This is a genomic window from Pseudomonas sp. NBRC 111139 (assembly GCF_001753955.1).
GTDB classification, from domain to species: Bacteria; Pseudomonadota; Gammaproteobacteria; order Pseudomonadales; family Pseudomonadaceae; genus Aquipseudomonas; species Aquipseudomonas alloputida.
Genome location: NZ_BCBP01000028.1, coordinates 42,383 through 57,607, shown reverse-complemented (window position 1 = coordinate 57,607; position 15,225 = coordinate 42,383). Strand labels below are relative to the sequence as shown.

Sequence of the window (15,225 nt, the reverse complement as noted above, 5' to 3'; positions counted from 1 at the left end):
CGCATGTTCGAATGTCCCAACCTTCTCATGGCCAACAATCAGGAGCTTGTGAAGAAGGTCAAGGAGTTCCTTGATCAACACAATCCTCCGCACCCAATCCGGTACCTGAGAGCCCTAGTATCCAGTCCGAGATTGTCGGACCACTTTGTGCGGGGCCTAGACCCGAGCGGACTCGTATTGGTCGCAGATAGCTTCCTCTCCGAACACACGATGATCGGTGACCATGCGCAGAAAACGTACGGCGTGTCTCTGGAGACGTGGACTCGAATGAAGGACGAACTTGATCTAGTTGAAAATTTTCACTTCCGAGACCAAACCGTAAGCAGAATTCAGGTATGGCCATTTAATCCTGCGTTGCTAGAGCTGGAGGCGATGAAAATCGCAGTGGCTCTCAGTTTCACTGATTTGGAAATGATCTACGAATCGAGGGTATACGGAGCAGTGGATGACTTGCTTTCGGAGTACAAGATCGACGCATTCCCCGGCATGTGAGGGGGAGCAAGATTTCTGGTACCTCTGAGCGCATTCCCGGATTGAGCCATGAGGTGACTGTGGCTTGATCAGTGGAGGGTGCCAGAAACTGAGCCCATCGCACGCTGGTAGTAATCAGAAATTGCTCGAAAAAGATCTTCAGCCCTCAGTTTGTGCTGCTCAATGATTTCCGCAGGTTCGCCTGCGGTCATGGAGTCGTGATAGGCCTTCAGGGCATCCAGAGCTTGCTTCATCAGCGGATCATCTGGCGGCAGCGGACCAACGAACGTCTTCATCAAGCGTACCTCGGTTGCTGAGTCGAAGCGAAATGCTAGCCCCCGGGAAGACTAGCAGTGCGCTGGATCCGTTAATTGTATACGAAATTGACGTTGAAGCCCGATCTCGAAAAGGGCAGGCTGTGCCGTAGGGGATGGACATTTATCCCTGGATTTAAGGATGACGCATTCGTTGGGCGGCGCAACTGACAGCACGTTACGTGTATGCTCGGTCGCCGCAGGACAGAGATTAATGGATTATCATGACCTTAACACTGCAAGACATCATTGCCCGTGATCGTGGCAATGACGCGTATTTGGAGTTCGCAACCAATAAGATTGCAGATGCTTCGCTCATCACCCAAGCCGCAAAGCAGACTTTGGAGGCAATTCCGCCTGCATTCGGTTCGTGCGTGATGGTAAGCGCCGGTTTTGTCGCCATCCTTAAGTCAGTTGGCATCGAGGCTGTAGTGATCCTCGGTGATCTGAAAATCGACGGACACTTTATCTTCGAATGCCGAGGGAATATCCCAGGGGCTACCTACGAGGGTGAGGTCGTCAATGTCACATGGGATGGTCATGCATGGGTAATGCTAGGCGACCTGGTTTGCGACCTTTCTATTTTCAGGACAGCTTACGCGTTGCCTGATTTCAGCCTGCTCAAAAACTTCATACGTCATCATTTTGGAGAAGGGAAAGGGGCATTGCTGTGCCCTCCTGGAACGATCCCGCTAGGGATGGAGTTCGTTCCAAAGCACGCGCTGAATGACGATCAGATTCACGGCATTCTTGAGGGGCTATCCCAGTAGTCAAAGGAACGAGGGCGCGATCTTGATACTCATGCGCACTGATTGAGTTGGGGCTAGGTAGAGTCAATAGTGATGCGCAATTGTTTAATGGTTATATTGATATGATAGATGATTTTAGAAGCGAAATGTTTAATTTCATCTATATGGGTGGAGTGAAATTTTCAGAGCCTCACATAATACAAGTCGACGTTGATGGGGTTCTTCAAAACCCAGTTATCAGCTTGGCGCCAAAGTATTATGTTGGAGCTTTCCTAAAGCACATTATGATTCACTCGCTGTTGGATGCCGTTTTTGAGTCAGAAAATCCTAGTTTGGAAAATTTAGGGTATGTACAAAAATATAAGAAACTTCCTGAAGGAAATGACTATGAAGTTGCGGTAAAAGAAACATACCGTGTCCTCACAATGGTGCGAAACGTTATCACTCATTGTAAGAGCAAGCTTGCGTCTGCTGAAGGGCGTTTAGTATGTTCGTATATGAAGAAGAGCGATAGAAATAAGTCATTAATTCCAATTTCTATCGACATCACTTCGGGTGGTCTCGATATTCTCTACTCAATCGCTGTGATGCGCTCCAAGCTGAAAGGGGATGTGGATGCTTATCACCAGCTCATGATTGTAGCAATGTACAATTCAGCAAAAAGAAAAGTGGCTGACTTTCAAGACGAGTACCGATTTAGTTCAGATATTCCGCTAAGGACAGTCTCTACTTCTCAGGGGGTCAGATGGAGTAGACGTTATCGCCTAATTGCTCCTGAGTTCCGAGTCGATGAGGACTCTGTCAGATTTACAAGGTTCTCTATTCCTCAACAGGATAAATCATGGGCCGGGGATGAATATTTATACAGCGAAGATGGGTCTGATTACATTATCCCTGGTGAGTTTTTGGATGATCATGGATCAATATTCAGAAGGGACCTTGTGAACTGGAAGGTGATCAACAAAGTTATTAGGTTCGGGTGAAAAATGTCCGCTGAAAAAATACTCAATCAGGTTTTAAAGAAGGTTTTGGTAGTCGTGCTGGGGTCAGGAGTTTTGGTTAATGCTCTATATCTTTTTGGCATGTCTTACTACGAAGGGTTCATAAAAGCTCTCGGTTTTGAGTTGCTTATGTTTCCGATAGCATGGAGTGATGGCCGGTTATGGACATACATAGCAAGTCGCGAGATTGGGCTAAGCGCAGTCAGTGTTTGGGTTGAGCTAACAGGTCCTTATGTTCTCCTTTTGATGGCGGTTTGCTACGCCACTACCAGAATCTGGCTAAAGGCGAAAAAAAGGTCAACGATAAATGCAGGAAATCCTACTGGAAGGCGAAGGAAATTTTTAAAGTCAGTCGCTTATCAGAAAAAGAAGCACCCAATCATATTTGCTAAACTTTTGTGGTTTGTAAGGACAGATGATGCTTTTTGGGCGTTTATTTCTGCATATTCAATAATAATTTTTGTTTTCTTTATTCCGTTATTTCTTATTGTGTGGTCTTTTTATCCGTCCTTTGGGTTTGCTTATGGTGAGAAAGTAGGTGAGAGAGTTCGGAAAAGTTTTGAAAGTGCGCTGTGTGGTGAAAATGGAGAGTACTGGAGTTCTTGTTTTGTTTTTTCAACTAAGCATATTGATCAGGAAGGCTTACCGGGCCAAGTGCTTGGTAGGCTAGTCTTTAAGAAAGATAGGACAATCGGATTGTACACAAAGAATGGTCCCGTCACTCTGACTTTGCCTGAGGATTTTTATCAAGAAACGAAAAGAAATGCGTGTTACAGAATGTGCTGTCCAGGTGAAAAATAATGAAAATTTTTTAGTCAGGGTGCATCATTATATTTTAAATAGCATCGCAGGATTTTTATATGCTCAGCCTCTAATCAGGTGCTACATCCCAGTTTTTGGTGTCTCATTTCACTGGGGCCTATGGTTCAAAAGGAGAAAAGTCGTGCTCCTCGCCAGAGAGATGAGTTGTGTCTCCTGAGGCTTCGCCGTAAGAATGAAAGTAATCGCAGTGGATTCCCTTAGATTGAAGGGTTGAGGCTAGTTCTTCCACCAGTGCGAAACGATGATGAATTGCACATATGTCATCGTCTTCCTCTGCATCGGTAGGCATGAAGAAATCAAATTCATCTATTGAAACCAAATAGCGACCTTCATCCGTGATCGTAATTGCCCCCTCACGGTGCAGGGCCCGGGTCAGCGGTTGTCGATTGTCAAGAAGCCATAGGTGAGTTGTGTCGAAATCGCCATATTCACTATTTGTAGTGAAGTGTGGGTCGTTGTTGGCGTGCTTTTCTAATGTATGCTCAATTGCCAGTCTGAACTTTTCTAGCTGAACTTCGTCGCCTTCCTGGGTTGGGTCGGCGTACCATGGGTTAACGGAATTATTTTTTGCACATGCAATCTCTTGCGCGAATTTGCTGTACTGTCCGTTTGTCGTGCTGTCTGCCTCGTTTAGGATAACTTTAAAGTTCTCAGGTTCTATAAGGCCTTTGTCATCCATGAATTGTATGTCGCTCAACAGCTTTTCTAGCTCATGCTGTTGCTTGATGACTAGAAAAATGCTTTGTAGCTCTGAAGGCCATGGGGCTTCTAGGTGTCGGACTTCGATGTAGGTTCCCTCTAAGAAACCTCCGCAAGCGGTCGCTGGCACCCTCCATATCGAATCCAAATGCTGATAATGTATTTTTATATTCATTTGAGTAATTGCGGGGCAGGGAAGGTCGAGTTTAAGGCTGATCTGCCTGCGATTCATTTGGTGGGTCTTGAATCCTCCAAGTTGTCTCAAGTCTTTTATTTCAAATCCTATAGCGTAGTCAACTTGTTGCCAAAGACCTTCCGCTGTCGTCTCTGGGCGCTCTGAGAGTTCGGCGTAATATTGGTGCTCTGTTTCCATTGCCAGCGGAACTCGTCCTGAACGGAGTGTTTGTCGTAAAAACGCAAAATCCTTATTTTCTTTAATATTTCCGTCGGAGACATCCCTCCCTGCATTTCGTGAAGTAAAGTCAATGAATGCAAAGAAAGGCATGGCTGTCACCGGCTATTCTACTTATGGTTTTTTAATCGTAGAAGAAAGACGAGGAAGGTCAACTTCTTGATCGTAAGAATGATCAAATTTATCATCTTCATTGGTGGGGCCGAATGCTCGCTGTTGGGCGCTCTCGCTTGGAATCCCTACCTCCCGACCAATCGGATGAAGGAACCTTCATGGTACTCCAGGGCGTCAAAGATTCAGTTACGTAATCCAAACTTGTACGAGTCGCAATGATCGGTGAAAATCTCCGGGTACCCGATTGCTGCAACCACACACAAAAGGAATATTACGATGTCGAGATTGGCCGAATTCCGGAAGCTTGAGCAAACCTTGGCTGCCCAGCTGGCTGAGCTTGAGTCCATGAAGAACGACGAGTCGTTGAAACGCGAGATCGAATTCGAGAAGAAGCTTCGGGATTTGCTGGAGAAGTACGGAGTAAGCCTTCGAGACGTCATTAACATCCTGGACCCACAAGCTGCCCGCCGTGCCCCGGCTGCGGCGCCGGCAAAGGCGACCCGAAAGGCTCGGGATGTGAAGGTGTATCGTAACCCGCATAACGGCGAGCTGATTGAGACGAAAGGTGGAAATCACAAATTGCTCAAACAATGGAAGCAGGAATACGGGGCACAAGAAGTGGAGTCTTGGGTCGGCAATTGATCCTTCAGAATCCTGTAGTGTGGTCAGGGGCGAGAGCCCCTGATCAAAGTGAACCATCACAGCACTTCAATCAGCGATGATGAGATCGCTTGCTTCTTGAATGTCACGTTTCAAATCGCGCAGCGGCCTCTCGTTGTTGCGGCCGACGAGGACACGAGGGGATGCATGATGTAGCGACGGACTCGTCCGTATTCTTGGGGCGTGGACGAGTTTTTTGTCGGCATATCTCGCTCTGCAAGCGGCGTAATTCCGACAATACACCCAATGGCATACATGATTTAATCCCAATCTCCTGATGCCCAATAGACCGGACCTTGTGAAGACAGTCAGAGATTACCTCGACCGGTTCGACCCGCCATTGTGTACCTCAAGTCCCTGTCTCAAGCCCCGGCTATCGGACCATTCCGTCAGCAATCTGAATCCGAATTGCCTGGTCGTCTTGGTGGGCACTTTCCTGGCGGAACACCCAATGCTGGGCGACCCGCGCAGCGGAGCTACGACGGTTCGCTAGAAGCGTGGGAGGAAATGGAGGGCAGGGTTGAATTGGTCGATGACTTCCTCTCACAGACAACACCGTGAGCAGAATTCAAGTCTAATCTTTCTATCCGTCTCCGCTCGGACTGAAGTCGATGAAAATTGCGATGGCACTCTCTATTACTGATCTGGAGATGATCTGTGAATCACGGATTTGTGGTGGTGTGAGGGACGTGCTGGGAGATTACACAGCGACTCGTATCCAGGGGCTTAAGATTCTTCAAGGAGTACGCATACCGCAAGCTGGGGACGGGCGAGGTGGGTGCGTCGCTCTCAGGTTAGTACAGCGTGCCGGATGAACGACCCATCGAGCGCTGGTAGTAGTCAGAAACGGCTTGGAAAAGCTCTTCAGCCTCATTCTTGTACTGCTGGATGACGTCTGCCGGCGCGCCCGCATCGACCGCTTCGTGATAAGTCTTCAACGAATCTAGGGCTCGCTTCATCAGCGGGTTATCAGGAGGCAGCGGGGCAACCAACGTTTTCATCAATGAGCCTCAATAGCATCCCATGCAAGGCAGTGTCGGCAGAGAATATGCCAGCAATATGGCTACTTTGAATGTGTACTGGATCCTTGCAAAGCGGACCGCGTGACGCTCATCGGCGGGATGCAGGGGGGGCTCAGTGCCCATTGGTGCGCAGGAGTACATCTGTACTCTTGCGGCGAGAGGTCACGTGAAACGTGGCTTTATAGGAATTTATAGACAATTATAGAGTGATTATAGATTCTGCTTGAGTCAGCTCAGCGCCAGCTAAACGGACTCCAAGGCAGAGTCCGTTCTTTAGGCGCTGGCATCCGTCCCCATTGGTTTCTAAAGCGCTATGCCAAAAACGGTGCAGGAGTTTTATCGAAACGGTCGACCACATCGTGTATCTGGGCAGCGAATTGCTCAAGACCGAGCAGGTCCGCCACCCCTACGACTACGGGGATTGCGCCGTATAGGCAGTAGTAGAGAGACACGGCTACCTCATCAGGTTCACCTGCGCCGACCTTATAATTCCAATATTTTCGATCTTCTTGAGGGGCTACCTAGTGATCCAGAGATGAGGCCGAAACGTGTCCGGCATTGTCACACAGCACTTGGTAAACAAAGTACGAGGCCTCCAAAGGACCAAGAGTCGCCAGCGCTTTCGGGCTGATGATGCTCAGCGATTTCTCAAGCTGGCCTATCGCCGCTTGAAGTGCTTTACGCGCCTCAGGCTCTGTGCTTTGAGTGAGGAGAGTTTGGTAACGATTGCGTCGGCTCTTTAAGTGGTCGTCCCGCAGCATCTGCATGAATTTATCTCTGTCGCCATCCATCGCTGAGACTGCAAGACTGACTTCAATCACTTATGGCGCCATGGCTCGACATTCCACATACATAGCGCGCTCAGCCAACATCAGCGCTCCCTGATAAAACCCTGCTGCCCGCATAAGTAGGCGTACTAAAACCGCTCTCTCGCTCATTGAGCTGGTGTGCACGGTATTCACCGCCTCTTGAGCAACCGCCATGATGAGATGGTTTACGTCTTTGACTAGACCAAAGAGCTTTTGGTTTGCTTGCAAGATGGTTGGCACAGCCTCATCAACTTCTGAGCTTAGAAAACCGGCTTTTGGGAGAATCCATTCCATGCACAGCTCCTGACAAACGATCGTTTTGGCCGACCCCCAGACTTTCAACGTTAAGCTCAGGGCGCTATCAACGGTCAAATATTCAGTCCCATACTACGAAAGGTGGCGGATTGATCAATAGTTTTGGGCATAGAACCGTGTTTATGTGCGAGGTGGAATTGGAATTTGCAAATTTTTCCTTTCACAAAGGTCTGTGTGTGCTGGTGCCTGCGGAAAAACGGGCTTCTGGTAAGCGTCCGACGCGGAAGATTTTTAGGCGCTTTTTAACCTTAAACCTGTTTCATCGCGATCTTCTTGATTCGTCCAAAAAATCCTAAGACACATCACGGAAGAGTTGTTAGGTCCCGTAAAAATTGGGTTTAGTAGTTAACTGCCCCGCCCGAAAGGCAGCTTCGGGTCGAAAGCGGCTATTCATATGCCGCGCACTGGTAGAAATAATCACTCAAACGAGTGTAACCATGATGCTGAAAATACTTGCTAGAGTTTGTACAAAAAATCGCCGAGTGGCGATCAGGCAAGGCGAAAACAGGCGAGGAGGCGGAGTTTACGGGTTGTAAATTAGCATTCCGAGCCTGTTTTTAACGCCACCTGATCGGCGCTTAGGTACTTTTCGTACGAAGCCTAGTCTGGAACCATCTCTGTGAACTCCAAAATTTGAAGGGTCACGCTGCAATTTCAATCTAAGTGATCACGCTGATCCAATATCAAAGTCAGCTCAGCGGTTTTGTAATGTGCCAAACAACAGGTCAATATGTCTGCAAAAATAGGGAGAGTCAGCCCCGCCGCCTTGAATGAATATGCCTACAGGTTTAACCCAGCCATCGGGAAAAATTTTCCACACGGGCGCACCGCTCATTCCACCAAAATGCTCGGGCGTGCTTATCCCTTCAGTGAAAGGAATTTTTATCCTAGCGCCTTCCTCATTAACAATAGTAAGAAGGTCGTCAGTTGATGATGCAACAAAGTCAGTCAGGCATGCTATTGCAGCATCAACGGTAGTGCTGCCTCCCTTTCGTAGCTTTCCAGGATAACCAACTATGAAAGTAGAGTCACCTCTGCTAGCTCTCTCTAATGGCAAAGCTTCGGACTTATAAAAGGACTTATTGATTTGCGATGGGCAAAAATTCTTCGGGATTTTTAGTAAACAGTAATCTAGCTTGCAGTCAATCTCTTCAACTTCCCATTGTGATATATCAACCATAGGGCAATCGCTTCCACCGATGAAAGTCGTATAATTATTCCCAAGCGACGCCAGGTAATCCTCTACAACGTGAGCAGCAGTTATTAGCCACTTCTTATTCATAGCTTCAAAAAACCAACCTGTACCGCCACTGACCCACTCTTTTGCCTCGCCAGCATCAGCTTTGTAGTGCAAGATCGGAACAATAATATCAATGACCAGATTGGTATTGTGCTCAGCCGCTTCTTGTAACTCTGAAATACTCATAAGACCCCTTAAGTTTGTGAACTAAGCAGGCGCAGAGACAGTCCACTTTATTGGCGAAATTCCAAAAAACATGATGAAGTCAGCACTTTATCTCATTAACTTCAATCCACGAAATACTCTAAAATAGTAAACATGCTACAGTCAACACTCAAATCATCAGAGAGTGAGGAGGCAAACGAATTTGGCTTGACGCGCTAATTATGTATAGCCTTTGCCGCCAATCCCGACGCATTAAGAACATGCAGGCAGTATATGCGGTTGGTGTGGCATCGTAACAATTATCCAAATCACATTTTGGTACGGAGCCACTTAATGAACGACAGAACCTTAAATTTTTTCAACCGTCTTAACCTATTCAACCTCTTCAACTGCCTCGCTTTATGTGCTTTCCTCCTCAACGCGGCTGCTAATATTTCTTTATGACGGGCGAGAAAAAGCCGCTTGAACTCCGCTAATTTTTTAGGATGATCCCAATGTAGTTTATCCCAGTGCACTGTTACTATCCAATTAGGTGGAGAATGCCAATCGGTTGGTGCGTGCGAGCACGTCGCGCCGAGCGACGAAAAAAGCTTCTCTTGCGCAACGCGTAGCGACATAGGATTGTCTGATGGGTTTGGCGATGCAAATAAAACTGGAGAACCGTGAAATTTGGCAAGAACCTAGCTACATGTTCAGCAAATAGCAGCGCCCCCAAGCCACCAACTCCGAACCCCCTTAGCTCCGCCACGACTGCGTAATGGTTAAAGGAAAGATTGCCGTTACTCTTCTCTCCGGTTGGAGACTCGATATTGGCGATGACGAAGGATCAATAGCAAATAATCGCCGGCCCCAGCCCTTGATATGGCGCCCCGTCGGAGTCTAATACACAAAAGTTCAATTCAGCCATATTTCTTTATGCCTCCGGTCATCTAACCCATGAGTTGAAGCGCTCATACGCGAAAAGCTTAGCGTTGCATCCGAACTCAGTTAATCATTTTCCGTAAGCATTGCTTTATTAATCCCCTGCCTTACTAAGGATCTTTATTTGGCCTTTTTCAAGGGTCAGATTTGAGACATCCAAGGTAATCATAGAGTCGTAAGACATCGCCACCACCTGCTCCTCCTGCTTCAATTTCTGAGTTCTACTCAGGTTTAACACCTCTACTTTAACTTGCGGGCGAGTAGCAGGGTACAGACTGTAGCGATTGGGAATCACGGGGACTATTTGTGTCAAGAGCCTCTCACCAAACACAGGAATATCCGCTTGGCCGCGAAACACTGGGATTTGCAATACCACATTACTAAAACTAATTTGGAACAGCATGTAGGGGCAACCAAACACGTTAGGCTTACGCCGAGCTAGTAGAATATGTATATGCGGATATGGCTTCGGAAGATATATCGTGCTCTTGATCGCACGAAACGCTGAAGCAGGAACAAAATCCCAAGAGTCATGCGCTTTCTCAACCCACTTTCTACACTCCGAAAATTCATCCAGATACTCATCCGGCATGATGGAAAGAGCAATTTTTGTCAGGCACTTAAAGACACCAGCTGGCACATAAGGTGCTCTAACCGTTTTAAATGTAACCGTCTTCTGATCAGGGTCATGAACAATGGATTCAGATCCAGGCATACTACATATTTCAGTGAGGCGCGTATACTTTCCTTTTTGAATTGATCCTCCCTTGAGTTTTTCTTTTGGTAGCCCTTTCTTACCTTTCATTCCTGTTAGAATTCGCTCAATCCCTAGATAGTTAGCAAGATCGGTTTCGATTGTCCCGCCAAATTTATTATTACAAGTGTCACATTCATCTATGGCTATGAGCTTGGTATTCCCCAAAAACTCTGGTACCGCATGAGGTACTAAATCAAAAGTCGTTTTATCTAGCCCAAGACCACAAAATCGACAAATAGGATTCTGCTCAGCCCCCTCAACACCCACGTGCATTTTTTCCCGAAGTTCACCAGCAGCAATAGGCTCGTATTGGTTGAGAATCGCGTCGTCCGGCGATTGAGCGAAGTAAGGTCGAACATGAGTAAGATAGAAAGCAGTGAGATCATCCATGATGGCACTCTAGCCGTTAAGTAGATGTGCCATCATGATACGACACCAAGAGAATGCCAACCCCTCCTTCCCGATACGCACTTGCAGCCTCCCTACACGATGCTGAGCGTCGAGCGATTGATGCTGCCCCATGGCGCCATCCAAGAGAATTCGATGGTGCCAGGATCGATGTTGTTAGGGGCACTCGCAGTCGGTGAAGCAGGTTGAGGGGCTGTCTCTGGCCGACCCTGCTCATACTGAATGGCTGCTATGGGTCGAAACGCTGCCCGGCTTGCGGGTTGGGTACCTGATTGCCAGCCCCGACCTGTTCCCGCACTTGCTGCGGCTCAAGCAATCGGCGGACCTGCACACCAGTCGGGTTGGGCAATGGCAGGTCCTTCAATGGCTGGGGACAGAACGGCTTGAGCGTCATCTTGAAGAGTTACGCAGCTATTACCGGGGTCGTCGAGACGCTTTCCAGGCCGCATTGGAGACGCACTTCGCCGACCTGGCCGAGTGGCAGATGCCAGAGGGAGGGTTGTTCTTCTGGTTGACGCTCAAGCACCCCATCGATACCCGGGCATTGCTCGAACCGGCACTAGCGGCCAATGTGGCGTTCATGCCCGGAGAGCCCTTCTTCCCAGAGCCTGACAAACATCCAGGGCACCTGAGGCTGAACTTCAGCCATGTTGCTCCCGACAAGCTGGATGAAGGTCTGAAGCGTTTGTCGGATGTCCTGCGTCGGGCTCTGAGCCAGCAGGCGGCCTGACTATCTCTAATGGGTCGAAATCTGCGATTCACGACAGGCCGCTTTCGACCCATAGCAGACAGTGAGGAGCCGCTAGTTGCTTCGAAGCTATTCAATAAGCATCATCAGGGCTCGACAAGGAGGCGTCCCCATGCTCACACCAGTGCTTCATCTCATGTCTGGCAAGATTGCATCTGGCAAATCAACATTGGCAAAAAGTTTGGCTACCCAACTGTCGGCGGTTCTGCTAAGCGAGGATCATTGGCTCTCAAAGCTTTACCCAGACCAGATCAAGTCAGTAACCGATTACGTACGCTTCTCGCGCCAGATTAGAGAGGTGGTGGGCCCGCTCGTCACTGATGTGTTGCGTGCCGGGGTGACAGTCGTCCTGGATTTCCCTGCCAACACTCTCCAGGATCGGCAATGGCTGCGGGGCCTGGCTGACGCGGCCGGGGTTGCCCATTGCGTTCACTATATCGAGGTACACGACGATGTCTGTCGAAGCAGATTGCATATTCGTAACCGCCGCGCCGAACATGAATTTGCTGCGACCGACGCCGAGTTTGATCTGATCACCAACTACTTTCAGGCGCCCGATAAGGATGAGGGGCTCCAGATCGAAATTCACCGCATTTGACGAAGACATCTCCAGAAAAATTGGGTCGTCTGGAGTATCCGCTCCTGGCCGATAGCGGTCACTCCACATCAAATGACTAGGGTGGAGCCACCTGACCTGCACAACGACGACTGCCAGTCCTCGAAGAGGTTTGCCAGCCGAAGCAGCGGGCAGCCTCTGAGTTCCGAGCCTATTCATCGTCAGCCCGACAGAGAGGGCACCAGCGGAATCGTTGTATGTGCTGACCCTTCAGGCACTGCCCGTGTCAGCAGCGAACTTGGGTTTCGCGCTCATCGAACTCCGATTGCGCCTCCATGACAGTGGACAGATGCTGGACCGTCCAAAGGCGTAGCGCCGTGAAAGGCTCCTCCAGAGTCCGTCCCAAGGGGGTTATTCGATATTCCACTGCCACCTGCGAAGAGGGAATGACAAGACGAGCAAGTATCCCGTTGCGTTCGAGTCGCCTCAGGGCTTGCGTCAACGCTTTTTGCGTGATGCCCTCCAGACACCGTTTCAGCTCATTGAAACGCAGTGGCTTCTCGCAAAGCGCTGTGAGAATCAGCATCGTCCACTTATCACCGATTTGATCCAGTAAATAACGACTCGGGCAACTGGTCGCGTCGTTGGGTATGTCGATCCTGGCGTCAATCATATAAGCCTCTTCGCGTGCATGTGGTGTATTCGGATAAACCTGATGACCTGAAAGTGCGTAATTGTCATTTATTCTGCATCTTATACCCTGACGCCTTACTTCAATCAGGGTGTTAACCATGTCATCTCAACTCGTTCAAGAAACGACTGACAAACTTGCAGTTGCTGAAGCACTTTACCGCTACGCGGCGGGTATCGATCTGCGTGACCCCGCGCTTTTGGCTTCGGTTCTTACGGAAAGTGCAGTTTCTGATTTCAGGCCAGCCGCAGCTAAAGCCGGTTTTGAATACCCTGTTCTGGAGGGGCGGGACACAATTGTGCAAGCCCTGATGGCTTCACTCACCCCGTTCGACACCACGCACTCGGTGAACAATGCCCGCGTCACCATTGACGGGGACAAGGCAGTGCTAGATGCGCTGGTAGAAGCCCAGCACGTGCTGAAAACCGACAGGACTCGTCATTACCTCATGAAAAACCGCTACGACGTTCAGTTGGTCAAACAGGGTGAAACCTGGCTGATCCAGCACATCATCGTGGACAACGTGTGGCGCACGGGAGATCCCTCCGTCCTGGCCGGTGTTTAATTTGTTTACGCCTTAAATACTCTTTGTTCGCTGAGAATGCGCGCAGCGTCTCGTGAAGGCGGCAGCCCGAAGACTTTCGCGTAGTCCCGGCTGAACTGGTTGCTGCTTTCATAGCCGACTTCAAAAGCAACAGCAGTGACACTTTTCGCGTTGGCCACCATCAGCGTGCGCGCCTGAAGCAGGCGAACACGTTTTTGGTATTGCAGCGGACTCAGTGTGGTAACGGCCTTGAAATGCCGGTGAAAGGCCGAGACGCTCATCGCGGCTCTTTCAGCCATGTGTTCGACGCGAATGGATTGGGCAAAGTCGCGGCGGATCCATTGAATGGCTTGATTGACGCGGGCCATGGCCGAGTCTGGCGCAGCGATTTCACGCAGCATCCAGCCGTGAGGGCCTTGCAGTACGCGGTAGAGAATTTCGCGCTCGTAGGCGGGCGCGAGTGCCGCGATACCTTGCGGGTCACCCATCAAGCGCAGCAGCCGCACCCAGGCATCCATCAGCTCAGGCGTGACCGGCGCTACGGAAAAACCCGGATCCTGATCGTGGCGATCCGCTGGAAGCGGTAGATCGGCCAGCAACGTGGTCAGCGCCACCGGGTCGAGCGTCAGGCTTACCGCCAAATAAGGCTCACCTGTCGATGCCGGATGAACAGAGCCCACGGCGGGCAGCTCGATGGACATCACAAAGTACGTCGCCGGGTCATAGTGCAACGTGTGCTCCCCGACAGTCATGGTTTTACTGCCCTGGAGAATCAGGTTGATCATCGGCTCGTAAACGGCGGCCAGCATGTGCTCGGGAATCTCACCCTGCACCATAGCCACCCTGGGAATTCCCGTTTCAGTGCGTCGATTTTCAGCACTTGCAGTCAGGGCTCGCAGTTCATTTAGTTGTGTATTCATGGACTGGATGCTGCCCCGCGCTTTCAGCACTTGGCAAGCAAAAAGCAGAAACAGGCAGGTTTCGAGTAGGAATGGCCACGTTTCGAAGGGGCGTGATCTCTACTGTGGAGGCTCAAGTCATCGACACGGGAATCGCACCATGGGCGTCATCGTTATTACCGGAGGCAGTCGCGGCATCGGCGCGAGCGCCGCTCAACACATTGCAGAGCGAGGGATGGGCGTCATCCTCACCTATAACCAGAATCCCGATGCAGCAAACCAGGTCGTCGGGCAAATCGAGGCGGCGGGTGGCAAGGCCGTTGCACTGCGGTTGGACGTAGGCGATACCGCAAGCTTCGCTGCATTTCGTGATTCGGTGTTCACCGTTCTGGAAATGACCTGGGGCATAACTACGCTGGCTGGATTGGTGAATAACGCAGGGTACGGGCTGTTCAATCCGCTGGAATCGGTCAGCGAGGAACAGTTCGACGGCCTGTTCGCGGTGCACCTTAAAGGGCCTTTTTTCCTGACTCAAACCCTGCTGCCGTTGCTCGAAGACGGCGCCAGCATCGTCAACCTGACCAGTGCTACCACGCGCGTTGCGACCGCAGGCGTAGCGCCCTATGCCGCCTTCAAAGGTGGTCTCGAAGTGCTGACCCGCTACATGGCGAAGGAGCTGGGCGAGCGCGGTATTCGCGCCAATGCGGTTTCTCCCGGTGCAATTCGCACCGAGTTGGGCGGCGGATTGAACGATGAGTTCGAGGCCTTGCTCGCCGGGCAAACCGCGCTGGGCCGGGTGGGTGAGCCGCAAGACGTCGCTCGCGTCATCGCGATGCTGGTGTCTGGCGAAAGCACCTGGATCAATGCCCAGACCATCGAAGTCGCAGGCGGCTACATCATCTGAATTG

Annotated in this window: 17 protein-coding genes and 1 pseudogene; 9 read left to right on the top strand and 9 right to left on the bottom strand. The window is 50.0% G+C overall.

The genetic code is table 11. The features are described 5' to 3' along the window. Positions 1-3: 3 nt before the first annotated feature. The gene (locus BJQ17_RS10675) at positions 4-492 is read left to right on the top strand and encodes a hypothetical protein (RefSeq protein ID WP_070096020.1); all 489 of its coding nucleotides are present in this window, start codon (positions 4-6) and stop codon (positions 490-492) included. A 68-nt stretch (positions 493-560) separates the two neighbouring features. Here BJQ17_RS10675 and BJQ17_RS10670 read toward each other — a convergent pair whose 3' ends face one another. Next, positions 561-767 (bottom strand): hypothetical protein, encoded by a 207-nt coding sequence (locus BJQ17_RS10670; protein WP_070096019.1) that lies wholly within the window; start codon positions 765-767, stop codon positions 561-563. Between the two features lie 242 nt (positions 768-1,009). On the opposite strand from BJQ17_RS10670, the gene BJQ17_RS10665 reads away from it, so the two are divergent. The 3 genes from BJQ17_RS10665 (at position 1,010) to BJQ17_RS30995 (ending at position 3,336) form a co-directional block, all read left to right on the top strand. Continuing rightward, complete coding sequence (locus tag BJQ17_RS10665; RefSeq protein WP_070096018.1) at positions 1,010-1,555, top strand: hypothetical protein; 546 nt, start codon at positions 1,010-1,012, stop codon at positions 1,553-1,555. An 80-nt stretch (positions 1,556-1,635) separates the two neighbouring features. Next, a complete protein-coding gene (locus BJQ17_RS10660) occupies positions 1,636-2,517 on the top strand; it encodes a hypothetical protein (protein ID WP_139139769.1) in 882 nt (293 codons plus the stop codon). Positions 2,518-2,520: 3 nt separating this feature from the next. After that, positions 2,521-3,336 carry a hypothetical protein gene (locus BJQ17_RS30995; RefSeq protein ID WP_139139768.1) on the top strand — a complete coding sequence of 272 codons (816 nt, stop codon included), beginning with the start codon at positions 2,521-2,523 and terminating at the stop codon, positions 3,334-3,336. Positions 3,337-3,454: 118 nt separating this feature from the next. Here the strand turns inward: BJQ17_RS30995 and BJQ17_RS10655 are convergent, their stop codons facing one another. After that, a complete protein-coding gene (locus BJQ17_RS10655) occupies positions 3,455-4,561 on the bottom strand; it encodes a DUF4427 domain-containing protein (protein WP_139139767.1) in 1,107 nt (368 codons plus the stop codon). Between the two features lie 297 nt (positions 4,562-4,858). Here BJQ17_RS10655 and BJQ17_RS10650 point away from each other — a divergent pair, with 297 nt between their 5' ends. After that, the gene (locus BJQ17_RS10650; RefSeq protein ID WP_070096015.1) at positions 4,859-5,224 is read left to right on the top strand and encodes a histone-like nucleoid-structuring protein, MvaT/MvaU family; all 366 of its coding nucleotides are present in this window, start codon (positions 4,859-4,861) and stop codon (positions 5,222-5,224) included. Positions 5,225-6,036: 812 nt separating this feature from the next. Here the strand turns inward: BJQ17_RS10650 and BJQ17_RS10645 are convergent. The 5 genes from BJQ17_RS10645 to BJQ17_RS30990 form a co-directional block, all read right to left on the bottom strand. Continuing rightward, positions 6,037-6,243 (bottom strand): hypothetical protein, encoded by a 207-nt coding sequence (locus tag BJQ17_RS10645; RefSeq protein ID WP_070096014.1) that lies wholly within the window; start codon positions 6,241-6,243, stop codon positions 6,037-6,039. Between the two features lie 542 nt (positions 6,244-6,785). After that, positions 6,786-7,085, bottom strand: a complete 300-nt coding sequence (locus BJQ17_RS10640) for a hypothetical protein (protein WP_070096013.1) — start codon at positions 7,083-7,085, stop codon at positions 6,786-6,788. After that, complete coding sequence (locus BJQ17_RS10635; protein WP_070096012.1) at positions 7,086-7,367, bottom strand: hypothetical protein; 282 nt, start codon at positions 7,365-7,367, stop codon at positions 7,086-7,088. A gap of 715 nt (positions 7,368-8,082) precedes the next feature. Next, entirely contained in the window at positions 8,083-8,814 is a 732-nt protein-coding gene (locus tag BJQ17_RS29905; RefSeq protein WP_083285039.1) for a serine protease, read from the bottom strand. A 994-nt stretch (positions 8,815-9,808) separates the two neighbouring features. Further along, a complete protein-coding gene (locus BJQ17_RS30990) occupies positions 9,809-10,861 on the bottom strand; it encodes an HNH endonuclease (RefSeq protein ID WP_139139766.1) in 1,053 nt (350 codons plus the stop codon). 262 nt (positions 10,862-11,123) lie between these two features. Between BJQ17_RS30990 and BJQ17_RS10625 the strand changes: the two are divergent. Next, positions 11,124-11,609 (top strand): annotated as a pseudogene (locus BJQ17_RS10625) (aminotransferase class I/II-fold pyridoxal phosphate-dependent enzyme); the annotation flags it as partial. A gap of 130 nt (positions 11,610-11,739) precedes the next feature. Beyond that, on the top strand, positions 11,740-12,225 hold the full coding sequence (locus BJQ17_RS10620) for an ATP-binding protein (protein WP_070096010.1): 486 nt from the start codon (positions 11,740-11,742) through the stop codon (positions 12,223-12,225). Positions 12,226-12,469: 244 nt separating this feature from the next. On the opposite strand, the gene BJQ17_RS10615 is transcribed toward BJQ17_RS10620, so the two are convergent. Further along, the gene (locus BJQ17_RS10615; RefSeq protein WP_070096009.1) at positions 12,470-12,856 is read right to left on the bottom strand and encodes a helix-turn-helix domain-containing protein; all 387 of its coding nucleotides are present in this window, start codon (positions 12,854-12,856) and stop codon (positions 12,470-12,472) included. A 118-nt stretch (positions 12,857-12,974) separates the two neighbouring features. Here BJQ17_RS10615 and BJQ17_RS10610 point away from each other — a divergent pair, with 118 nt between their 5' ends. Beyond that, positions 12,975-13,439, top strand: coding sequence for a nuclear transport factor 2 family protein (locus BJQ17_RS10610; RefSeq protein ID WP_070096008.1), 465 nt, complete (start codon positions 12,975-12,977; stop codon positions 13,437-13,439). Between the two features lie 5 nt (positions 13,440-13,444). Here BJQ17_RS10610 and BJQ17_RS10605 read toward each other — a convergent pair whose 3' ends face one another. Then, the gene (locus tag BJQ17_RS10605; RefSeq protein WP_175442723.1) at positions 13,445-14,338 is read right to left on the bottom strand and encodes an AraC family transcriptional regulator; all 894 of its coding nucleotides are present in this window, start codon (positions 14,336-14,338) and stop codon (positions 13,445-13,447) included. 139 nt (positions 14,339-14,477) lie between these two features. Here BJQ17_RS10605 and BJQ17_RS10600 point away from each other — a divergent pair, with 139 nt between their 5' ends. Then, positions 14,478-15,221 (top strand): SDR family NAD(P)-dependent oxidoreductase, encoded by a 744-nt coding sequence (locus BJQ17_RS10600; RefSeq protein ID WP_070096007.1) that lies wholly within the window; start codon positions 14,478-14,480, stop codon positions 15,219-15,221. Positions 15,222-15,225: the final 4 nt, after the last annotated feature.